Source organism: Streptomyces sp. NPDC058683, from assembly GCF_042716195.1.
In the GTDB taxonomy this organism is placed as follows: domain Bacteria; phylum Actinomycetota; class Actinomycetes; order Streptomycetales; family Streptomycetaceae; genus Streptomyces.
Genome location: NZ_JBHXSK010000025.1, coordinates 72310 through 94405 on the forward strand (window position 1 = coordinate 72310; position 22096 = coordinate 94405).

The 22096-nt window shown below is 73.0% G+C and carries 18 protein-coding genes; 14 read left to right on the plus strand and 4 right to left on the minus strand.

The genetic code is table 11. The annotated features are described in order from the left end of the window. Positions 1-14: 14 nt before the first annotated feature. Positions 15-794, minus strand: coding sequence for a winged helix-turn-helix domain-containing protein (locus ACFWXC_RS27120; protein WP_384482785.1), 780 nt, complete (start codon positions 792-794; stop codon positions 15-17). A 203-nt stretch (positions 795-997) separates the two neighbouring features. On the opposite strand from ACFWXC_RS27120, the gene ACFWXC_RS27125 reads away from it, so the two are divergent. The 8 genes from ACFWXC_RS27125 to ACFWXC_RS27160 all read left to right on the plus strand — a co-directional run bounded on the left by ACFWXC_RS27125 (position 998) and on the right by ACFWXC_RS27160 (position 9459). After that, entirely contained in the window at positions 998-1078 is an 81-nt protein-coding gene (locus ACFWXC_RS27125; protein ID WP_384482901.1) for a putative leader peptide, read from the plus strand. 163 nt (positions 1079-1241) lie between these two features. Further along, the gene (locus tag ACFWXC_RS27130) at positions 1242-2879 is read left to right on the plus strand and encodes an ABC transporter substrate-binding protein (RefSeq protein WP_384482787.1); all 1638 of its coding nucleotides are present in this window, start codon (positions 1242-1244) and stop codon (positions 2877-2879) included. A 3-nt stretch (positions 2880-2882) separates the two neighbouring features. Continuing rightward, positions 2883-3839, plus strand: a complete 957-nt coding sequence (locus ACFWXC_RS27135) for an ABC transporter permease (protein ID WP_384482788.1) — start codon at positions 2883-2885, stop codon at positions 3837-3839. Further along, positions 3836-4684, plus strand: a complete 849-nt coding sequence (locus tag ACFWXC_RS27140; RefSeq protein WP_384482790.1) for an ABC transporter permease — start codon at positions 3836-3838, stop codon at positions 4682-4684. Before ACFWXC_RS27135 ends, ACFWXC_RS27140 begins: the two co-directional genes overlap by 4 nt. Continuing rightward, positions 4681-6696 carry a dipeptide ABC transporter ATP-binding protein gene (locus tag ACFWXC_RS27145; protein ID WP_384482792.1) on the plus strand — a complete coding sequence of 672 codons (2016 nt, stop codon included), beginning with the start codon at positions 4681-4683 and terminating at the stop codon, positions 6694-6696. The genes ACFWXC_RS27140 and ACFWXC_RS27145 overlap by 4 nt, the downstream gene beginning before the upstream one ends. Positions 6697-6721: 25 nt before the next feature. After that, positions 6722-7582 carry an alpha/beta fold hydrolase gene (locus ACFWXC_RS27150; protein ID WP_384482794.1) on the plus strand — a complete coding sequence of 287 codons (861 nt, stop codon included), beginning with the start codon at positions 6722-6724 and terminating at the stop codon, positions 7580-7582. Positions 7583-7607: 25 nt separating this feature from the next. Continuing rightward, positions 7608-8621, plus strand: coding sequence for a 2-oxoglutarate and iron-dependent oxygenase domain-containing protein (locus ACFWXC_RS27155; RefSeq protein WP_384482795.1), 1014 nt, complete (start codon positions 7608-7610; stop codon positions 8619-8621). A gap of 22 nt (positions 8622-8643) precedes the next feature. Next, positions 8644-9459 carry a DUF427 domain-containing protein gene (locus ACFWXC_RS27160; protein ID WP_384482797.1) on the plus strand — a complete coding sequence of 272 codons (816 nt, stop codon included), beginning with the start codon at positions 8644-8646 and terminating at the stop codon, positions 9457-9459. Between the two features lie 109 nt (positions 9460-9568). Here the strand turns inward: ACFWXC_RS27160 and ACFWXC_RS27165 are convergent, their stop codons facing one another. Beyond that, positions 9569-10390: a DUF1684 domain-containing protein gene (locus tag ACFWXC_RS27165; RefSeq protein WP_384482799.1), complete on the minus strand. Its 822-nt coding sequence runs from the start codon at positions 10388-10390 to the stop codon at positions 9569-9571. 434 nt (positions 10391-10824) lie between these two features. Here ACFWXC_RS27165 and ACFWXC_RS27170 point away from each other — a divergent pair, with 434 nt between their 5' ends. The 3 genes from ACFWXC_RS27170 (at position 10825) to ACFWXC_RS27180 (ending at position 14794) form a co-directional block, all read left to right on the plus strand. Then, a complete protein-coding gene (locus ACFWXC_RS27170) occupies positions 10825-12096 on the plus strand; it encodes a sulfite oxidase (protein WP_384482801.1) in 1272 nt (423 codons plus the stop codon). 231 nt (positions 12097-12327) lie between these two features. After that, the gene (egtA, locus tag ACFWXC_RS27175; RefSeq protein WP_384482803.1) at positions 12328-13620 is read left to right on the plus strand and encodes an ergothioneine biosynthesis glutamate--cysteine ligase EgtA; all 1293 of its coding nucleotides are present in this window, start codon (positions 12328-12330) and stop codon (positions 13618-13620) included. A gap of 175 nt (positions 13621-13795) precedes the next feature. Further along, a complete protein-coding gene (locus tag ACFWXC_RS27180) occupies positions 13796-14794 on the plus strand; it encodes a zinc-binding alcohol dehydrogenase family protein (protein ID WP_384482805.1) in 999 nt (332 codons plus the stop codon). Between the two features lie 75 nt (positions 14795-14869). On the opposite strand, the gene ACFWXC_RS27185 is transcribed toward ACFWXC_RS27180, so the two are convergent. Then, positions 14870-16270, minus strand: a complete 1401-nt coding sequence (locus tag ACFWXC_RS27185) for an NtaA/DmoA family FMN-dependent monooxygenase (protein WP_384482807.1) — start codon at positions 16268-16270, stop codon at positions 14870-14872. Next, positions 16267-17367: an LLM class flavin-dependent oxidoreductase gene (locus ACFWXC_RS27190; protein ID WP_384482809.1), complete on the minus strand. Its 1101-nt coding sequence runs from the start codon at positions 17365-17367 to the stop codon at positions 16267-16269. The genes ACFWXC_RS27185 and ACFWXC_RS27190 overlap by 4 nt, the downstream gene beginning before the upstream one ends. Positions 17368-17974: 607 nt before the next feature. Here ACFWXC_RS27190 and ACFWXC_RS27195 point away from each other — a divergent pair. The 3 genes from ACFWXC_RS27195 (at position 17975) to ACFWXC_RS27205 (ending at position 21935) form a co-directional block, all read left to right on the plus strand. After that, positions 17975-20665, plus strand: a complete 2691-nt coding sequence (locus ACFWXC_RS27195) for a LuxR C-terminal-related transcriptional regulator (RefSeq protein ID WP_384482811.1) — start codon at positions 17975-17977, stop codon at positions 20663-20665. A 62-nt stretch (positions 20666-20727) separates the two neighbouring features. Continuing rightward, positions 20728-21027 (plus strand): hypothetical protein, encoded by a 300-nt coding sequence (locus tag ACFWXC_RS27200; protein WP_384482813.1) that lies wholly within the window; start codon positions 20728-20730, stop codon positions 21025-21027. Next, on the plus strand, positions 21024-21935 hold the full coding sequence (locus ACFWXC_RS27205; protein WP_384482814.1) for an alpha/beta hydrolase: 912 nt from the start codon (positions 21024-21026) through the stop codon (positions 21933-21935). The genes ACFWXC_RS27200 and ACFWXC_RS27205 overlap by 4 nt, the downstream gene beginning before the upstream one ends. Positions 21936-22096: the final 161 nt, after the last annotated feature.

The window sequence follows — 22096 nt, forward strand, 5'->3', positions numbered from 1 at the left end:
GGGAGACGGCCCCGTCAGCCGCTCTCGGCCGGTGTCGGTGTCGGTGTCGCGCGCAGGCGGAAGCCGACGCCTCGTTCCGTCGTCAGCAGAGCCGCGGCACGTGGGCCCAGTTTCCGGCGGATGCGGTGGATGTGCAGGTCGACGGAGCGGCTGCGGCTGCCCGCCCATTCGCCCAGCCCCGAGCGCAGGTCCTCCCGGGTGATGACCCGGCCGTTGCCGCGCAGCAGGGCGGTCAGCAGCCGGAACTCCAACGGGGTCAGAGCGACGGGAGCACCGTCCACCAGCATGCGCTGCCCGCCCGGGTCCAGGCTGATCGGGGACGGGGCGGCGGCCACGTAGGACCCGGGCAGCGTGCCGCCGGGCACCACCGGCAGGCCCGCGGCACGCCAGGCCTCGTAGCCGCCGACGATGTCGGTGGCCCGCACCAGTCCGAGATCGTGCAGCCCGGCCGCGGCCATGCTCGACATGTAACCCTGCGAGCACATGATGATCGCGCGCAGGGAGTGGTCGACGGCCTCCTCGATGCGCCAGGCGCTGCAGGGGTCCAGCCGCCACTCCAGCACGTTCCGGTCCATGACGAGGGAACCGGGGATCTCGCCCTCGGCGCGCCGCACCATGTCCGCGCGGACGTCCACCAGCAGGGCGCCGTCGGCGAGTTCACGGGCCGCGTCCGTCGGGGCCAGCCGCGTCAGGCGGGTACGGGCGCGGACCAGCAGTTCGTCGATCGACGAGTGACCGGTGTCAGGTGCGCCGCCCGAAAGCCCCGCGGTCTGTAGGTGCGCCGGTGGCTGCATGGCGAGCAACTCCCCTGTCGTGCCTCGGAGACGGCCGGTGGTCGTCAGAACCGTGGCGGTGACAGCCGTCGGCGGGGCGCGACAGCGCGCGGCAGGAGTCGGTCATGCCGGAAGTGTACGGGCGCAGTTTTGCGGCGGAGTTTCTCGATTCTGAAACAGATCCCGCATTGTCTGCCGCCGAACTGCGCTGTTATCAATGAGGGGTGACCGCGAACACGCTGCTGACCCGGAGGATCCACGTGGATCTGCTGCGCGTCGGCACGTGCGCCTGTCCGCAGCGCTGAGGCATCCGACCGAGCGCACCGCGCCGGCCTTCTGACGGCCCTGGGCCCCACGCCTCCTCACCCTGCACCTCCCTTCGCCTTTCACCTTTCTGTCTGCACCGCACACGCCCGCGTACAGCTCCCCCAACCTGTGCCGTGCCGCCGGTCGTTCCCTGGAGAACCCATGCCTGCATCCGATGCCGACGCGCTGCCCCAGCACTGGCAGGACGTCCTGCCGGCCGTCCGCACCCGCCGCGGCTTCCTCACCCTGGCCGGTGGCGGCGCCCTGGCCGCCCTGCTCGCGGCCTGCGCGCCGAGCGCCGAGGAAGAGGCCTCGGCCGGGACTCCGGCGTCGGCCACCGGCCCGGCCAGGCGCGGCGGCACGCTGCGCGTGGGAGCCCCGCCGCCGCCCACCGCCCTCGACCCGGTCACGGCGTACGACGGCACCGCGATCGCCCTCTACCAGCTGGTGGCCGAATACCTGATCTGGCTCGACAAGGACTTCAAGCTGGTGCCGCGGCTGGCCACCAAGTGGACCTCGGACGCGACCGGCCGCAAGTGGACCTTCGTCCTGCGCGAGGGCGTCACCTTCTCCGACGGCACGAAGCTCGACGCCACCACCGTGAAGGCGTCCTTCGACCGGCTGCTCGACCCGAAGAGCAAGTCGGCGGCCCTGTCCGCCTTCGACACCGTCCTCAAGTCGGGCGGCGTGACCATCCAGGGCGACTCGACCGTCGTCTTCACCCTCGAACGGCCCTTCTCCGACTTCCCGTACCTGGTCTCGGCCGGCAACTACAACGCGGTGATCCTGAAGCAGGACTACACCGGCGATTTCACCAAGTACGGCATCGGCACGGGCCCCTTCACCCTCAAGTCGTACGACGTGTCGACGGGCGCCGCCTTCGTCCGCAACCCGAAGTACTGGGAGAGCCCCAAGCCCTACCTCGACGGCGTGGACGTCAAGTTCTACGCCGACGACCAGGCCGACCTCGTCGCCCTCCAGTCCGGTGACATCGACGCCCAGTTCCTCAGCAGGCCCGCGCTCGTCGAACCCCTCGGGAACAGCGGGGGCGTCGCCGTCGACAAGGTCAGGGGCACCGGCGTCACCGTGCTCACCCTCCGCGTCGACAAGGCGCCCTTCGACCGGAAGGAGGTCCGCCAGGCCGTCGCCTACGCCCTCGACCGGCCCGCCGTACGCCAGGCCGCCGGCAGTGGACTCGGTGACCTCGGCAACGACCACCTGTTCGCGCCGCTGTTCGCGGCCGCCCCCACCGACATCGCCCAGCGCGCCAAGGACCAGGCCAAGGTCACCGAACTCCTCGGGGCGGCCGGCCTGAAGAGCCTGCGCTTCACCCTCACCTTCGACCCGCCCAGCAAGGACTACGCGGTCACCGTGCAGAGCCAGCTGAAGGAGGTCGGCATCACCGTCGACCTCGACCAGCGCTCCTCGAAGGAGTTCTACGGCGGCGACCAGGCCAAGGACACGCCCTGGCTGTTCACCACCGCCAACCTCGTCGGCTGGGCGGGCAGAGCCGTGCCGAGCCAGTTCATCATCCCCATGGTCAAGAGCAACGGCGTCTGGAACGGCTCCAAGTACGCCAACAAGGCCCTCGACGCCGCCGCCGAGGCCTACGACGCCGCCACCAGCGACGCCGAGCGCCGCAAGCAGGCGGAGATCATCGCCGAGGCCCTGCACGAGGACGTGCCGATCGTCATCGCGTACTGGAGCGGTGCGGCCCGCGCCTTCAACAGCGGCAGGTTCCGCGGCGTCCAGGCCCACCCCAGTCAGTACGCCGACTTCACCACCGTCTCCCGGGTCTGAACCATGACCCGGTTCCTGCTCCGCCGCCTCGCCGCCGTCCCCCTGACCCTGCTGGCGGTCTCCCTCCTGGTCTTCCTCGCCACCCAGGTACTGCCCGGCGACGTGGCCCGCACCGTCCTGGGCCGGGAGGCCACGGACGGTTCGGTGCGCGCCCTCAACCACGAACTCGGCCTGGACCGGCCGCTCGTCGTGCAGTACGGGAGCTGGCTCGGGCACTTCGTCACCGGTGACTGGGGGACGTCGTACACGCTGCACGTGCCGGTGCGCGGGCTGCTCCTGGAACGGCTCGGACACTCGCTGTTCCTGGCGGTCTTCGCGTTCGTGCTGCTGGTGCCGGTCGCGCTCACCCTCGGCCTGGTCGCGGGGCTGTACCCCGGCCGGGTACTGGACCGGGCGATCACCTCCACGACCCTGGCGCTGGGCGCCACACCGGAGTTCGTGACCGGGGTCGTCCTGCTGGTGGTGTTCTCCGTGCAGCTGCGCTGGCTGCCCGCGTCGGCGCAGACCCGGCCCGGGGCCGACGGCCTGGGACAGACGTTGTGGCACCTGCTGTTGCCGGCGATCTCGCTGGTGCTGGTGTGCACCGGCTATGTGGCCCGGCACGTGCGCGCCAGCACCGTCGCCGTCGTAGAAGGTCCCTACGTCCGCGCGGCCCGGCTGCGCGGCACCGGCCCGGCCCGGATCGTCCTGCGGCACGTGCTGCGCAACGCCACGGTGCCGGCCACCAGCGCCCTCGGCGTGCAGCTCCAGTACATGCTCGGCGGCATCGTCGTGGTCGAACTGCTCTTCAACTACCCGGGCGCCGGAGCCCTGTTGTTGCAGTCGGCGCAGGACAAGGACCTGCCGACGCTCCAGGCGTCCGCTCTGGTGCTGGGCGCCCTCTACATGCTGGTCGTGCTGCTCGCCGACCTCGTCCACCGGTTGCTGGATCCGCGGATACGGCTCGGGGGTGCTGCGTGAGCACCGTGTCGATCGCCCTGCGGCCGCTGGGCCGGCTGGGCCGGCTGCCCGTCGCCTCCGCCGTGGGAGCCGCCGTGATCGTGCTGTGGACGGTGGTCGCCCTGTTCTGGCCGCATCTGGTGCCGTACGCACCCGACGTACAGCGTCCACAGGACCGGTTCCTGTCGCCGAGCGGCGAACATTGGCTGGGCACCGACCAGTTCGGCCGCGACGTGTTCTCCCGCACCCTCGCCGGGGCGCGCCCCGTGCTGGAGGTGGCGCCGGCCGCGACCGCGCTGGCCGTCCTGGCCGGCACCGTGATCGGGCTGGTCACGGGCGGGGTGGGCGGCTGGCTGGACGACGTGGTGATGCGGATCGTCGACGCCGTCGTGGTCTTCCCGGCCATCATCGCCGCCGTCCTGTTCGTGGCCTTCCTGGGCCGCTCCACGCCGGTGCTCGTGTTCGTCGTCGCGACCGCCCTGACCACACTGGTCGCACGCAGCGTACGGGCGGCGACGCTCGTGGAGCGGGGCAAGCCGTACGTCGAGGCCGCCCGGCTGCGCGGCGAACCCCTGTGGTCACTGCTCGGCCGCGAGATCCTGCCCAACGTCCGCTCCACGGTGTACGTCGAGGCGACCTCACGGCTCGGCGACGCGGTGTTCGCCGCCGCGACCCTCTCGTTCCTCGGCCTCGGCCAGCCACCCGGCTCACCGGAGTGGGGCGCGGCCGTCGCCGACAACCGGGTCTGGCTGAACAACGCGCCCTGGACGGTCCTCGCGCCCGCCCTGGCGATCGTCTCCCTGGTGGTCGGGGTGGCCCTGGTCGCGGACACCTCACGGCGGGCCGCGGGAGGTGCGGCCGAATGAGCACGGACGAACAGGGGCTCGTCGTCGCGGGGTTGGGCACAGCCGAACAGGGGCTCGTCGTGGCGGGGCTGAGCGCCGCGTACGACTCCGCCCAGGTCCTGTACGACGTGTCGTTCACCGTCGCCCCCGGCGAGATCTTCGGTCTGGTCGGCGAGTCGGGCTGCGGCAAGTCGACCCTGGCGTACGCGCTGGCCCGCCACTTCGCCCCCGGCGGGCGGGTGCTCGGCGGCGGTGTCCGGCTGGACGGCACCGACGTACTGGGCCTGTGCGGACGGCGGTTGCGGGAGTGGCGGGCCTCCCGGCTCGCCTTCGTGCACCAGGACGCGGCGGGATCCCTGGATCCGACGATGCGGATCGGCAGGCAGCTGGCCGAAGTGCTGCGCGGCCGCGGTCTGTCACGCCGTGCGCGTGCCGAGCGTGCCGTCGAACTCCTGCGCACGGTACGGCTGCCCGACCCGGAGCGGCTCGTGCACCGCTACCCGCACCAGTTGTCCGGCGGCCAGCAGCAGCGTGTCGTGATCGCCGCCGCCCTCGCCGTGGAGCCACGGCTGCTGATCCTGGACGAGCCGACGACGGGGCTCGACGCCTCCGTCGAGCACGAAGTACTGGGCCTGCTCAAGGAGTTGCGCGGCCGGCTCAACGCCGCGGTGGTCTTCGTCAGCCACGACCTCGGTCTGATCGGCCGCATGTGCGATCGCGTGGGTGTGCTGTACGCGGGACGCCTCGTCGAGACCGGGCGCGTCGGTGAGGTCCTGGCCGCCCCCGCCCATCCCTACACGGCGGGCCTGCTGGCGGCCGTCCCGGTCCTCGGTGTCACGCGGCAGGAGCGCCCGCTGCTGCCCCTGCCCGGCCGGCTGCCGCTGCCGGGCGAGACCACGACCGGCTGCGCCTTCGCGCCACGCTGCGCGCTGGCCGAGGACGCCTGCCGGGCGGCCGAACCCACGCTGGACGCGGCGACCGTGCCGGGCCGGGCGGTGCGCTGCCTGCACCCGGGGGAGGCCACCGTGGAGGTCGGCACGGGGGCGGTGGGCGAACGGCCGAGAGAAACACCTGCCGCCCTCGTCGAAGTACATGGGCTGGTGCGGAAGTTCGGGCACACCGTCGCGGTCGACCACGTCGATCTGACCATCCACGAGGGTGAAGTCCTCGGCCTGGTGGGGGAGTCGGGCAGCGGAAAGACCACCCTCGCCCGTGCCGTCGCGGGTCTCGCACCCGACGGCGAGGGCACCCTGCGGCTGCGCGGCGAACCACTGCCCGCACGCCTCTCCCGGCGCGACGCGAGCCTGCGCCCGCGCATCCAGATGGTCTTCCAGAACCCGGACGCCTCCCTCAATCCCAGCCACACCGTGCGCACGGTCCTGAGGAGAGCGCTCGCGACCCTCCCGGACGCCTCGGGCACGTCTCTCGACGCTCTCCTGGACCGCGCCCGCATCGACGCCGATCTCCTCGGACGCCGCCCGGCCCGGCTGTCCGGCGGGCAGAAACAGCGCGTGTCGATCGCCCGGAGCTTCGCGGGCCGTCCCGACCTGGTGATCTGTGACGAGCCGGTGTCCGCGCTGGACGTCAGTGTGCAGGCGGCGGTGCTGGAGGTGCTGGCCGACCAGCGGGACCGTACGGGGACGTCGTACCTGTTCATCTCGCACGATCTCGCGGTCGTCGGCTATCTCGCCGACCGGATCGCCGTCATGTACCGCGGCGTGATCGTCGAGGAGGGGCCCGCGGCCGATGTGCTGGGCGGTCCGTCGCACCCGTACACGGCCCTGCTGGTCGAGGCCGCCGCGCGCCCGGTGGTGACGAGCCAGCCCGAAGCACCCGACAACGCCCCGGCACGACCGAGTGGCTGCCGCTTCGCCGACCGCTGCACCCGCCGGATCGCCGGGCTGTGCGAGGACGTACCGCCCCCGGAACGCGACCTGGGCGCGGGCCATGTCGTGCGCTGCCACCTCGCCCCCTCCGACCTGCCCGCCGGGATCCCCGCCACCGCCGCGCTCAGCGTGGCCGACCCGCTCTGACCCCCTCTCCGCCCTGGGAGCTCCCATGACCACCAGCACCAGCACCAGCACCAGCACCAGCACGGGCACCAGTACCAGTACCAGCACCGCCGCCGAGGAGTTCGCCGGCGTGCCTAGCGCCCCCGTCATCCAACGGCGTTGGGTGACCGTGGCCACCGGCGGCCACGTCGGCGGCGTCTTCTGGCACCCGCAGAAGCCCACCGTCGTCCTGCTCCACGACGCCGGTGCCGGCGCCCGCGCCTGGGACGACGTCCTGCTGGCCCTGGACCGGCCCGCCGTCGCCCTGGACCTGCCCGGCCACGGCCGCTCCAGCAGGCGCGGCCGGGGCGATTATCGCCCACGCCGACTCGCCGCCACGCTGGAGGAGACCGTCCGTTCCTTCGCGCCGGGAGGCGTGCCCGTCGTAGGGGCCGGGTTCGGCGCGCTGGCCGCGATCGCCCTGAAGGCGAAGTTCCCGCACAGCGCCGGACGCCTTGTCCTCGTGGACGCGCTGCCCGGCACGCTCTCTGCGGGCCTGCGACTGTGGCCCACGCCCAGCCCCGGGTTCGCCACCCGCGCCGAGGCGGCGGCCTGGCTGGAAGAGCGCGGTGCCACCGACGCCGCCCGCACGGCCGAACTGGAGACCGAACAGGCCGCGGACGGCACCTGGTCCTGGCGCCACCACCTCGGCAGCCTCCCCGCCGACGCACCCACCGCACTGGACGACGACACCCTCTGGGAGCAACTCGCCGCCCTGCCCGCCCCGTTGCTCGTCCGCACCGAGGGCGGCCCGCTGGACACCGTGTCCCTCGACCGGTTCCGCGCCCAGGTACCCGACGGCGACATCGTCACCGTCCACGCCGATCCGCAGGCCCTCGCGGACGTCCTGCGCCCCTTGACCCACTGAACCCACCACCGAAGGAGCACCCGCCATGTCGGACGACATCCCCGTCATCGACCTCGCCGCCGTCCTCGCCGCCGACGCCCCCGAGGACCTGCTGGCCACCGTGCGCCGCGCCGCCGAGACCATCGGCATCATCCAGGTGGTCAACCACGGCGTCCCCACCGAGGTGATCGCCGGGTTCGACGACGGCTTCCGCCGCGTCCTCGACCTCCCCCGCGACGAGAAGGAACAGCTGGCCAGCCCCACCGGGCACCCCAACCGCGGCTGGCGGCAGTGGCCCGACGACTTCGGCCGCCTCGAACTCGAACGGTTCAACATCGGCCAGTACGACGACGCGGACGCGGCCGTGGCCGCCGGGCTCACCCCGGAGCACGCCGCCCTCTACGCCCACGCCAACGTGTGGCCGCCGCAGGAGCCCGGCCTGCGCGCCGCGGCCCAGCGCTACCAGGACGCGTTCGTGGACGTGGCCCGCCGCGTCCTCGGCCTGTACGCGCGCGTGCTGGACGTGCCCGCGGAGACCTTCCCGCTCGGAGACACCGTGTACACGACGCTGGTCGTCAACAACTACCCGAAGTGGCCGTACGAGGGCGCGTCCGACGAGGAGAAGCTCCTCCTCCTGGAACACGCCGACGGCTCCGCGCTCACCGTGCTCCACCAGGAGGGTGACTACGCGGGCCTGCAGGGTCAGCGTCCCGACGGCACCTGGACCTCCGTACCGATCCGGCCCGACGCCCTCCAGGTGTTCACCGGCACCCTCCTGACCAACTGGACGGAGGGCAGGCTGCGCCCCGGACGGCACCGCGTGGTGGCCGGCGGCTCGGTGACGCGCCGCTCCTCCGCGGTGTTCGTCCATCCGAGCCTGGACACGGTCGTGGAACCGCTGCCGGCCTTCGCCGACCCGGACGGCTCCGACTTCGAACCCGTCTCGGTGTGGGAGCGTGCCAGTGGCAACGTCGAGGAGTACCTGCGGGTCTTCGGCCGCCCCGAGCAGCTCGCGGCCTGGCGGGAGAAGCGCCCCTACGTCGCCGAAGTCACCGCGTGAGCAAGCCGAAGGAGAGCCGGTCATGACCACATTCCCCACCGCGCAGGCCGTGCGGACCACCCCCGAGGGGCTCCTGTGGGAGCCGAGCGAGCGCTGGGTGCGCGGCCGCAAGGGCGACGTCACGGTCGTGGACAGCCACCGTCCCGTCCTCGTCTGGGAGCCCGGTGTTCCCGTACCGCTGTACGCGTTCCCCCGTGCGGAGGTACGCGAGGAACTCCTCCGGCCCGCGAAGAACCCGCCGACCGGTACGCACACCGGGTCGCGGATCTTCTACGACGTCGAGGTCGACGGCGAGCTGCTGGAGAACGCCGCCTGGACCTTCCCGGCCGCCGACCTGGCCGACCACATCGCCTTCGAGTGGTTCCGGCGCGTCGGGCGGGGGCTGGACCACTGGTTCGAGGAGGAGGAAGAGATCTTCATCCACCCCCGTGACCCGCACAAGCGGGTGGACGCCATCCCCAGCAGCCGTCACCTCGTGGTCGAGATCGACGGCACGGTCGTCGCGGACACCCGCCGGCCGGTCCTGCTCTTCGAGACCGGCCTGCCCACCCGCTACTACGTCCCGCGCGAGGACGTCCGCCTCGACCTGCTGGAAGCCACCGACCATCACACCGGCTGCCCCTACAAGGGCACCGCCGAGTACTGGTCATGGCGTGGCGAGGCCGACGTCCCGTCCAACGTCGTCTGGAGCTATCCGGACCCGCTGCCCGCGGTCGGCGCCGTCGAGGGGCTCCTCGCCTTCTACAACGAGGCCGTCGACATCACCCTCGACGGCGAACGGGTGGCGCGCCCCGTCACCCACTTCACCAAGGCGCTCTCGGAGCAACAGCGCACCTGACGGCAGACGAACACGGCGGGTCGGGGCGGCCGGCACCCGCAGACAGCCCCCCGCCGCCGGCCGAGGAGCACGGCCACGGCGGCGGGGGACACGGAGATACGCGGTCCCGTCAGGGGCGTCCGCCGCGCTCCAGCGGGATCTTCTCGCCCGTCTCGATCCCGACCGGCAGCCGGTTCTCGGCCGGCGGCAGCGGGCAGGTGGCCAGGTCCGTGTAGGCGCAGGGCAGGTTGGCGGCGCGGTTGAAGTCGACCGTCACCCTGCCCTCGGCGTCGGGGGCGGGGATCAGGAGGGAGCGGTTCGCCGCGTACGTGGTCACACCGGAGGTCTTGTCGGTGAACAGCACCATCAGGGCGCCGGGCGTCCCGCCGTTGAACGCGGTGAGCCGGTGCGCAGTGCCCTCCAGTTCGAACTCGACCTGGCCGGGGGAGTCGTAGACGTGCTCCAGACCCTCGACGGCGGCGCCGACGGTCACCGGGCGCGGGGTGTCGAAGGGCAGGAAGCGGCCGGAGAGCACCCAGCGTGCGTCGGGCGCGTAGGCAGGTGTCCCGGTGAACGCCGTACGCAGCGCGTTACCGGGGTGGCGGGGGCGCACGATGTCGTGTCCGCCGCGCTTGGCGACCTCGATCACCGCATCGCCCCAGCCGACGTACACACTGGCGCGTTCGGCGAGGACACCGAAGTCGTGGCGGCCGCGCACGGTCTGTCCGTCGACGGTCACCTCCTCGCCCTCGTCCAACGCGACGACCACGCCGTCGGCGGTGCTCGACCAGGCACCGGGCGCGTCCTCGAACCGGGTGGGCTCGTCGCTGAGCCAGTGGAGGCCGGTGATCGCGAGGAACCCGTGCGGGCCGGCCAGCACCGCCTCCTTCTGCCGGTGCCACTCCTCCCACTCCTGTACGAAGCTCACCCGGTCGACGTCCTGAACGGTCATGTCGGCTCCTTCCCGCTGCATGTCCTGTTCTCCGTGCAACAGCCGCGCCTGCCCAGATCATCCCGCCAGGGCAGCCACTGTGCCGCCCCATCGGAGGCCGGGTGAACTCCGGTACGGGCGAGGTGCGTTCGCCCAGTGCGATGCCGTAACGCGCCGACGCGAACGCTCCGTTGACACCCCCCGCCCGGCGTGCTTCCATCCCGCCATGCCGTCGCCGGAGCCTCTGACTCGCCGCCGCGCCGTGGACCTCGTCCGCGTGGCCGCCGCGCTGTGTCGGACGACCGGCTGATCGCCCTCTCCTCGACGCCTCCGTCAACCCGCGCGCCCTACAGGCCAGTTGTGTAGGCAGTGGGGCGTGCCGGCGGACGGCCCTGTCCTGGCTTGCACCGACCCCCCTGTCGTGCTCTTCCGCCCTCTGATGACGAGGATCCGCCATGCCCCGTTCCACCCCTGCCGGTCACCGCCACGAAACCGACTACGACCGCCGAAGGCTGCGCCAGTGGCTCGCAGGTGAGGCCAGGGCCGACGGGGTCACCCGCCGGCGGCTGCTCACCCTGCTCGCCGCCACCGCCGTCGGGACCGAACTCGGCGGCCGGCGTCCCGCCCGCGCCGCCGCCGGAATCGTCAAGCCGCTGCCGCCCGAGTGGTTCGTCGAGCGCGGTACCAACGCCGAGACCCGCTGGGAGGCACTGCGCGGAACCGGCCACCACACCCCCAACGAGCTGTTCTTCGTACGCAACCACACCGCCACCCCCGTCCTGGAGGCCGACGACTGGCGGCTGAGACTGTGGGGCAGCGGGCTGCGCGGCAACCCCGGCGAGGACCGGCCGGTGGAGTTCGGCTACGACGATCTGCGCGCCCTGCCGGCCGTCACCCGGACCGCCTTCGTCGAGTGCGCCGGCAACGGCCGCTCCTACTACACGACACAGCAGGGCGACACGGTCACCGGCACCGCGTGGACCCTGGGAGCGATCGGGGTCGCGCGCTGGCGCGGGGTGCGCCTCGCCGACGTGCTGCGCAGGGCCGGTCTGTCCCACCACGCCGTGGACGTGCAGCCGCGCGGCCTGGACGCCGAGTACGTCAGCGGCGGCGAGAGCCTGGGCCGGGTACGCCGTCCGCTGCCGCTGGCCAAGGCGCTGGACGACGTACTGCTCGCGTACGAGATGAACGGCGAGCCGCTTCCGTACGATCACGGGTACCCGGTGCGGGTGCTGGTGCCCTCCTGGGTGGGGATCGCCTCGATCAAGTGGGTCGGCGACATCGAGGTGTCCGCGCAGCCGCTCTACTCGCCCTGGAACACCACCTTCTACCGGCTGTTCGGCCCCTCCTATCCGGAGGGCGGCAGCGCGCCGCTCACCCGGCAGGCGACGAAGAGCGCCTTCGAGCTGGCGAGCGGGGCCACGTTCACGGCGGGCCGCAGCCACGTCCTGCACGGACGGTCGTGGTCGGGCGCGGGCGCCGTCGCCCAGGTCGACGTCAGCACCGACGGCGGGGCGAACTGGCGGCCTGCCCGCCTGCACGACCGGCCCCGCGCCGGGACCTGGACCCGCTGGTCCCTCGGCTGGCAACCCGAAGAACCCGGCGCCACCCACCTGCTGGCCCGCGCCACGGACACGGCCGGCCGTACGCAGCCGGACGTCGCCGTACCGAACACGCAGGGTTACCTGTTCGGCGCGGTGGTACGGCATCCGGTGAGCGTGGTGTGACGGACCGCTGACCCACGGGCAGGCTCCTGGCGGCCGTGCCGGCTTCTCGACGGGCTGGGGCGGCCCGGGACCTCCCGAGTCGCCCGTTGCGGGTTGCCGCGTGCCCAGTCGTCTGGAAAGTGCGCTCTTGTCATGACAGGGCAGGACGGCGGACTCTGGCAGCAGGCACAGCGGTACGCGTAGCGGACGTCGGGTCCCCGACGGCCCTGAGGCGGCTCAGGAGGCTCGCGGATGTCGGTTTCACCGGAGTGCGGCGTTGACGGTCCTGCTGTCACCGAACACGAGGCGGAGGCCCTGGTCGAGGGGGTGTGCTTCAAGACGGGACCGCCGCGCAGCGTCGGGGTCGAAGTGGAATGGCTCGTCCACCGGGAGCGTGCACCGCACGACTCCGTGGGCCCGGAAGACCTGGAGGCGGCCCACGCCGTACTGCGCACCCTGCCGCTGACGTCCGGGCTGAGCGTCGAGCCCGGCGGTCAGGTGGAGCTGAGCTCCCGGCCGGCCCCGTCGCTGGCCCAGTGCGTCTCGGAGGTCTCTGCGGATCTGGCGGCGGTGCGCACCGCGCTGCGCGGGCACGGCCTGTTACTGGCCGGGATGGGCGTCGATCCCTGGGTGACGCCGCGCCGGTTCCTGCGGGAGCGGCGCTACGACGCCATGGAGGCCTGCCTCGACCGTACGGGTCCGGCGGGGCGGACCCTGATGTGCACGTCGGCCTCCGTCCAGGTGTGCCTCGACGCCGGACGGGAGGAGCCCGGCGTCATGGGATTCGCGCGCCGCTGGTGGCTGGCACACCACCTGGGCGCGGTCCTGGTCGCGGCGTTCGCGAACTCGCCCATGGCCGAGGGCCGCGCCACGGGCTGGCTGTCCACACGGCAGCTGATGTGGGCGGAACTCGATCCGGGGCGGGCCGGCGGGCCCTCCCTGGTCCCCGACCCGCGACGCGCCTGGGTCCGGCGGGTCCTCGACGCACCGGTGATGTGCGTACGGCGGGACGGTCCCTGGGAGGTGCCGGACGGAGTGAGCTTCCGCGAGTGGACCCGCTCGCACACCATGCGCCCGCCGACCCACGCGGACCTCGACTACCACATCAGCACACTGTTCCCGCCCGTCAGGCCGCGCGGACACCTGGAACTGCGCATGATCGACGCACAGCCCGGCGACGACGGGTGGATCGTGCCGCTCGCCGTGGTCACGGCGCTGTTCGACGACCCCGGCGCCGCGGTGATCGCGAACCGGGCGGTGGAGCCACTGGCCGAGCGGGCCGCCGGGGCCCCGGCGCCGCACAATCCGCTGTGGACCGACGCGGCGCGCCACGGGCTTGCCGACCCGGAGCTGAAGCGCGCCGCCGTGACCTGTTTCGCCGCGGCGCTGGACGCCCTGCCCCGGCTGGGCGCGGGCACCAGGGTCATGGAGGCCGTCGCCGCCTACACCGACCGCTACGTCCGCCGCGGGCGCTGCCCGGCCGACGACGTCCTCGACCGGCAGCGCGACCGGGACGCGTCCGTACGGCGCCGGGCCCGGCGGTGACCCGGACGATCCTGGCGCCCCCCGAGCGGAATGGCGAGGCGCTTCGTCCTGTTCCCGCAGGAGGGTTTCAGGCCGTCAGGACGCCTGTGGCGGCGGAGAGTCGGGGGGACGGGCCGACGGCGCTCCGCGGGACGGCGTCGGGCCTGCGCATCGGTCGAGTAGAGAAGGACGCCACGTGCGTGCATACGGATTCAAGTCGAACGGCGGACCGGAGGTCCTGGAAGAGATCCAGGCGCCGACCCCGCGGCCCGGCCCGGGACAGGTGCTGATCGAGGTCTCGTACGCCGGCGTGAACTTCGCCGAGGTGCAGCACCGACGGGGCGAGTTCGGCGAGCCCGACGGCCCCGGCGGCTACGACGTGCCCGGGCTGGAGGTCTCCGGCACGGTGGCCGCGCTCGGCAGCGGGGCGACGGGACCGGCGGTCGGCGAACAGGTCGCGGCCTACCTTCCGGCCTTCGGCGGATACGCGGAGTTCGCCGTGGTCGACACGGACTTCGTCCGGCCCATCGGTGCGCTTCCGCCGGCGCACGCGGCCGGGGTGCCGTGCGTCTATCCGACGGCCTACGGAGTGCTGACGGACGCGGGGCGGCTGCACGAGGGCGAGACGGTGCTGATCCACGCGGCGGCCGGCGGAGTCGGTTCGGCCGCGGCGCGGATCGCGCGGGCGCTCGGCGCGGCCCGGGTCCTCGGCACGGTCGGCTCCGCGACGAAGACCCAGCTGGCCGCCGAGCTGGGCTACGACACCCTGTTCGTCCGGGACGCATTCGAGGACGCGGTCCGGGAGGCCACCGCCGGGCGCGGGGTGGACCTGGTGCTGGATCCCGTCGGCGGTCCGGTGCGCCAGGCCGGCCTGCGGGTACTGGCCCCCTTCGGCCGGGTGGTCACCTACGGGGACCTCGGACGTGACGCCGACTGGACGGTGGACGTCCGGGATCTGTGGAAGAACAACAGGACCGTCGCCGGATACAACATCGGTGACGTCGCCCGCCGTTCCCCCGCCACTATCGGCGAACACCTGTCCAGGGCGTTGTCCGCGCTGGCCTCCGGAGCACTGCCCTACACCCCGCCGACCGTCGTCCCCCTGTCGGACGTCGTCGAGGTCCACCGCCGCCACGAGGCCGGGCTGACCCACGGCAAGACCGTGCTCGCGCTCACGGGGCACGGAGCGGACTGAGCCGGACGGCGCGTTCCCCCGCCGCACCGGTGAGCGCGGACCCGGTGCCGGTCCGGTGCGACGGGGGAGACGTGTTCAGCCGGCCTGTTGTTGCTCGGGTGCGGAGCGGTGCGTGAGCGGTGCCCGCAGGCCGAGGTGTTCGCGCAGCGTGCTGCCGCTGTATTCGGTGCGGTAGACCCCGCGTTCCTGCAGTGCCGGGACGAGCAGGTCGACGATGTCGTCGAGGCCGTCGGGGATGAGGTACGGCGTGACGTTGAAGCCGTCGACCGCGCCGTGCCGTACGAACCGGGCGAACTTGTCGGCCAGGCCGGACGGCGTACCGACGTGCCCGCGCTGCGGGCCGAGCGCGATGACGGTCTCGCGCAGCGACCAGCCGTGCGCCTCCGCCTTCGCCCGCCATTCGGCCACCACCGTGCGCGGGTCGGCGATGCGCCGCGCCCCGAAGGAGCCGTCGTTCCCGGCGACGACCGGGTCCTCGGCGGGCAGCGGCCCGTCGGCGTCGCGGCCGGACAGGTCGATGCCCCACAGCAGCCCGGCGATCCCCAGCGCCGTGGCGGGCGTGACCTGCTGGAGCCGGATCCAGCGCTTCTTCTCCTGGGCCTCCTCCTCCGTGGCGCCGATGATGATCTCGGTGCCGGGCAGGATCCGCAGGTCGTCGTCGGGCCGCCCGACCGCCCGCAGCCGGCGCCGGATGTCCTCGGCGAAGGCCAGCGCGTCGTCGAAGTCGGTGCCGTGCGCGGAGAAGATGACGTCGGCGTTGCGGGCGGCGAAGTCGCGCCCCTCGCCGGAGTCACCGGCCTGGAAGATCACCGGGTGGCCCTGGGCGCTGCGCGGCAGGGTGGGGGCGAGGTCGACGTCGAACTGCGGTCCCCGGTGGTGTACTTGGCGTACGGCGCCGGGCACCGACCAGGCGGGCGCGTCCACCGACGGGGCGACTGCCGCGTCGTCCCAGCCGTCCCACAGGGCGCGGGCCACGGTGAGGAACTCCTCGGCGCGCCGGTAGCGGTCGGCGTGGTCGAGATAGCCGCCGCGGCGGAAGTTGGCGCCGGTCCAGGCGTTGTCCGTGGTCACCACGTTCCAGCCGGCGCGGCCCTCGGAGAGGAGGTCGAGGCCGGAGAGCCGGCGGGCGAGGTCGGCGGGCTCGTTGTAGGTGGAGTTGGAGGTGGAGACCAGGCCGATCCGGCGGGTGACCGCGGCCAGCGCCGCGAGCTGGGTGACGGCGTCCGGCCGTCCGGCCACGTCGAGATCGTGGATCCTGCCGTCGACCTCCCGCAGCCGGAGCCCCTCACCGAGGAAGAAAGCGTCGAACAGGCCCCGTTCGGCGGTCTGGGCGACCCGCCGGAAGGAGGCCGGGTCGATCTGCGAGCCGCTGTCGGGGGCGGACCAGATCGTCCAGTGGTTGACGCCCTGGAAGAACACGCCGAAGTGCAGCTGGGCGTCCGGCCGGGGGACGTCGAGGGGGTCGGTGCGGGTCATCGGGTCTCCTCCTGGACGGCCGCGGCCGCGAAACGGTTGGCGGGGCGCTCCAGACCCAGGGTCGAGCGCAGGGACGTGCCGGGCAGCGGGCGGGCGACGAGGCGCCGTGCGGACAGGGCCGGCAGGACGAGCCGGGAGAGGACGGGCAGATCCTCGTCCAGGACGAGGGGATGCAGCCGTACCCCGTGGACGTGACGGCTCAACTCGTCGAGGACAGCCACCAGTCCGTCCGCCGAACCGACGTGCCGCAGCCGTCCACGGTCGGGCCAGGGCGCGTACCGTTCCAGGTCGGCGACGCGCTCGGCGCCGCTCGCGTCCGGCGTGTCCAGCGCCACCTCGACCTCGGCGAAGACACGGGGCGTACCGGCACCGGCGGCGGCCGCGGCGACCGACGCCGGGTCGTGGCCCTCGACCAGGGCGACGTCGAGCCGCGCGGCGGGCACCCGGTCCGGCCGGCCCAGGACGACGAGCTGCCCCTGCGGCGGACGCGGCACGATCGCGGGGCCCTTGACGGCGTAGGTCTCCCCGGTGAAGTCGATGTAGTGCAGCCGGTCGCGGTCGAGGTAACGGCTCGTGGCCACGGACCGGATGACCGCGTCGTCCTCCCACGAGTCCCACAGCGCGCGGGCCACCTCGACACCGTCCCGCGACTCCCGGGCCCGCGCGGTGGCGTCGGCGACCAGGGGGCGCCCCCACACCCGGGCCGCCTCGGGGAGGCCCTCCTCCGTCACCACCCACCCTGCGCGGCCGGCCGAGATGTGGTCCAGGGACGCCAACTGGCTGGAGACATGGAAGGGTTCGGCATACGTGACCGGGACGACGGGCGCGATCCCGATGGTGCTGGTGGACGCGGCGACGAACGCCGCCCGCTCCACCGCGCCGATCCGGCCGACGGGATCCGGCGCGGCACCGGGCGGCAGCACCCCGTCGTCCAGGGTGATCAGGGTGAACCCGGCGTTCTCGGCGACAGCGGCGAGCCCGGCCACCCGGCGCGGCGTGAGCAGCTGGTCGGGTGAGTGGGCGGCGCGGCGCCAGGCCGCGGGGTGGGCGCCGTCACCGTCGATCTCGACGGCGAGGTGCAGGGCGGGGCCGGACAATGGACGTTCCTTCCGGGAAACACGGGAACTCGCGGCCTCGGGGCCACGGCGAGAGAGCCGGGCGGGGCCACGGCAAGCGGTCCGGCGGACGGGCCGGCAGCGGGACCGGCCGGGCGGGCCGGCAGCGATCAGAGGAGGGCGGAAGGACAGACGGCGGAGCAGGTGCGGCAGTAGTCGACATGCCGGCGGACGATCAGCCGCACGCCGGAGCACACACCCTGCGGTGCCGCGCCGGATACGTGCATCAAGGGCCTCCACCCGTCAGAAACCGATCGGTTCACCGTACGTCGCCCGCCCCCGCGGGTGTCAAGGACATGCGACGAGGTCCACACCCTCCGAGGCGCCGGCCGGTGTGGACCGACCCGTCAGCGCAGCGGGGTCGTGGGCCACAGCGGCTCGGTGGCCCGTTCCTCGGCGGCGCGCAGGACCCGCAGGACGTTCCGGCCGGTCAGGGCCTCCAGCTCGGGCCGGGGCCAGCCCCGGTCGGCGAGTTCGCGCAGCAGGACCGGATAGCCGGCTCCCGGCCGGTTCGCGTCCCGCCCTCACCGCGGTGAAGGTGCCAAGTCGGCGCCGGGATGCGGTGACGCCCATCGGTTACGCTGGCCGCGTGCCTGGAGGACATGGCGGGATACCCGACCTGTCGGCCGCAGTGGGCTCGGGCCGTGCACCGGGCCGGGGCCGCCCCGGTCTCATCGACCGCCGCGACCTGCTCGCCGCCCTGGACCGCGCGGCCGAGAAGCAGGTGACGATGATCTCCGCGCCCGCCGGCAGCGGAAAGACGTCGCTGCTGCGTGCATGGACCGACCGGCCGGGTCGCAACCGCCGTATCGCGTTCATGTCCGTACGGCCGGGCCAGCAGGACGCGCAGCTGTTCTGGCTCGCTCTGCTGGACGCGGTGCGCGCCGCGGCCGGTACCGAGGGCGCTGCGGAGCCGCCGCCCGTGACCCCCGGCTTCAACGGCGGAGCCATGATGGACAAGGTCCTGTCCGAGATCACCGCGTCCGGCGGAGCCTTTTTCCTCGTCGTCGACGATCTGCACGAACTCTGCTCCGCGGAGGCCGCCGAGCAGCTCACCGCCCTGCTGACGAATCTGCCCCAGGGTGTCCACGCGATCGTGGCGACCCGTCACGATCCGCTGCTGCGCCTGCACAAGCTGCGGCTGACAGGAGAACTGGCCGAGATCCGCGCCGCGCGGCTGCGCTTCACCCTGGACGAGACCCATGAGCTCCTCGCCACTTCCGGGGTCGCGCTGCCCGACCGTGCGGCCGACCTGCTGCACCAGCGCACCGAGGGCTGGGCGGCCGGGCTGCGGCTCGCCGTGCTCGCCCTGGCCGGGCACCCGGATCCCGAACGGTTCGTCGCCGAGTTCTCCGGCAGCCACCGTACGGTCGCCGAGTACCTGGTGGCCGAGATGCTGGAGCGGCAGCCGGCCGACGTGCAACGTCTGCTGCTGCGCACCTCGCTGCCGGACCGGGTCAACGGCGAACTGGCCGATCTGCTCACCGGCGGGACCGGGTCGGAACGCATCCTGCTGGATCTCGAGGATGCCAACGCGTTCGTCGTCTCACTGGACCCCGACCGCACCTGGTTCCGCTACCACCGCATGTTCGCCGACCTGCTCCGGCTGGAACTGCGCCGCACCTTCCCGGAAGCCATCCCCGAACTGCACCGGCTGGCCGCGGGCTGGTTCGCCGGACACGCCCAGGCCGTCGACGCCGTCCGGCACCTGCAAGCAGCCGGCGACTGGGCCGAGGCGGCCCGCCTGCTCACCGATCACACCGTCAGCCTCACGCTCGACGGGCAGGCCGACACCGTGGTGGCGCTGCTGCACTCCTTCCCGGCCCGCACCGGCGAGGAATGCCCGGAGCTGGCCCTCGTGTACGCCAACGCCGACCTGCACCAGCACCGCCTGGAGGAGACCCAGGCGCACCTGGAGATCGCCAGGTCGTACGCCGCCACGACGCCGCCCGACCGCCGCACCCGGCTGCAGACGGCCATCGCGTCCCTGGAGCTGCTACTGGCCCGGCTGCGCGGCAACTTCGACGCCGTGTTCGAGCAGGCTCACGCACTGCCCTCCCCGGCCACCGGCCAGTCCAACACCGAGGTCGCGCTCGCCGGTGACCTACGGGCCCTCGCGCTGCTGAATCTGGGCGTCACCGAGGCCTGGTCGCTGCGGCTCGCCGACAGCGAGCGGCACCTCCAGGAGGGCGCCGCACTCGCCCGCGACATCGGCCGCCCCTACCTGGAGGTCGCCTGCCTCGCCCACCTGGGATACGCCTCCGGCCACCGCTCCTTCGCCCTGGCCTGGCGACGCTGTGAGCAGGCCCTGGCGCTGGCCGCCCGGTACGGCTGGGACGCCGAGCCGGTGATCGCCCCCGCTCAGGCGTCCTTCGCCGGGACGCTGATCTGCATGGGCGAGTTCGACCACGGCGAACAGTGGCTGAACCGCGCACGCGCGGCCACCCGGTCCGCGGGCGAACCCGGCGTTCGGCTGCTGATCCGTCTGACCTCCGCGATGCTCTCGGCGGCGCGCGGCCGACACCGCCAGGCGCTGGCCGAGCTGACCGCCGCCGAGCAGGTGCAGGAACACATGGTGGGCCGGCACGGGCTGTCGTCCCGGGTGACCGCCTGGACGATAGCCACCCAGGCCCGCCTCGGGATGGTCGACCGGGCACGGACCGGTCTGGCCGTCCTCGACGACCCGCAGGCCGCCGCCGGAGAGATCCGCAACGCGGCCGCGGTGATCCGCCTCGCCGAGCAGGACCCCGACGGCGCCCGCCGCGAGCTCCGATCGGTCCTCGACGGCACCGCACCCGTCCACTCCCTCCTCACTCGGACCGAGGCCCGGCTCCTGGACGCGCTCGCCTGCCGTGACCTGGGTGACGATCACGCGGCGGGAGAAGCCGTCGAACAGGCGCTGAACCTCGCCGAGCCGGACCGCATGATCCTGCCCTTCGCGTTGACCGGTGCCTGGGAGTTGTTGGAGGCCCTGCCGCAGAAGACGTCGCACGCCGCGCTGGTCTCCGACATCCTCGACGCCGTCCGCGGCGACGCCCCGGCCGGGCCGGACCGGTCGGCTTCCGGGCCGGCCGAGGGGCTCAGCCCGAGCGAACTGCGCGTCCTGCGCTACCTGCCGACGAACCTCACCCGGCCGGAGATCGCCGCCGAACTGTCGGTCTCGCTCAACACCGTCAACACCCACATACGGCGGATCTACGCCAAGCTCGGCGCGGGGGACCGGTCCTCGGCGGTCCATCGTGGCCGTGAGCTGCGGTTGCTGTCGAACGTCCGCTCCTGAGCGTCGCAGGATCACCGGATTCCGGTGACGCGGACTCACCTTGCCGTCGAGATCATGAACGCATGGGCGATGACCCCGTCCTGTACCAGATCCGGGTCGACGGCCACCTCGGCCCCACCCTGCTGACGGCGTTCCCGGCTCTGGTGCCGGAGCAGCAGGGCGCCGAAACCGTGCTCACCGGGTTGCTGCCGGACACCGCGGCGCTCTTCGGCGTCCTCTCCGGGATCGAGGCCCTGGGCCTCGGTCTCCTCGAGGTCCGCAGAGTCCCGCCCCGACCCTGTCAGGACCTCCCGGACCTGCCTGGGCCGGACGATCAGAGTGTGCGACCGAACCACCCGCCACCGAAGGGAGATGCTCCGTGAGTGCCGAGCAGCAACAGACCCTCGACGCCATCCTGCGTCAGTCCGCCATCCCCGTCGACAGTGATGTCAGCGAACAGCGGCGCCTGCTGCGCGAACTGACGTCGGCGCAGCCGCTGCCCGCCGATGTGATCGCGAAGTCGACCACCCTGGGCGGTGTCCCCACCACCGAGATCACGGTCGACGGAGTCGAACCTCGGCACGTCGTCCTGTACTTCCACGGCGGCGTCTACGTGCTCGGGGACGCCATCAGCGCCGCGGGCCTGGCCGCGCAGGTCGGCCGGCGGACCGGCGCCAGGGTCTTCTCCGTGGACTACCGGCTCGCCCCCGAGCATCCGTATCCGGCAGCGGTGGACGACGCGCTGGCAGCCTACGAAGCCCTCCTGGGTGACGGCGTGGCCCCCTCGGACATCGTCTTCGCGGGCGAGTCAGCAGGCGGCGGACTCGTCATCGCCACCCTGCTCAACGCCCGCGACCACGGGCTGCCCCTGCCGGCCGCGGCCTACGTCATGTCGCCGTACGTCGACCTCACCCTGGCCGGGCCGACGATGGAAACCAAGGGAGCGGCCGACCCGCTGCTCAGCCGTGAACTCCTAGTACCCCGCGTCACCGACTACACGGCGGGCCAGGACGCCGCACTGCCCCTGATCAGCCCCGTCTTCGCGGACCTCGCCGGCCTGCCGCCCCTGATCATCCAGGTGGGAACCCACGAGGTCCTCCTCGACGACGCCGTACGCCTGGCCCAGCAGGCCGCCGCCGCGGACGTGGAGGTCACCCTGGAGGTCACCCCGCGTGTGCCGCACGTCTTCCAGGCCTACCAGCCGCTGCTCGACGAAGCGGGCGCCGCGCTGGACAGTGCCGGACAGTTCCTGACCGCACGGCTCACGAGCACAAAGCGCGTCACCGGATAACGCGAGACGACGGCACGTCCTCACACCGACCACCTGGCCCTGCCGCCCGCGGCAGGAAGGAGACCGCCATCTCCGGCCAGGTTCTCGCGCGAAGGGTTCTGCTGCTTGCGGCCCGGCGTGTCGAACCCCGTGTCAGCCAGGTGGCTGCCCACACACCCGCC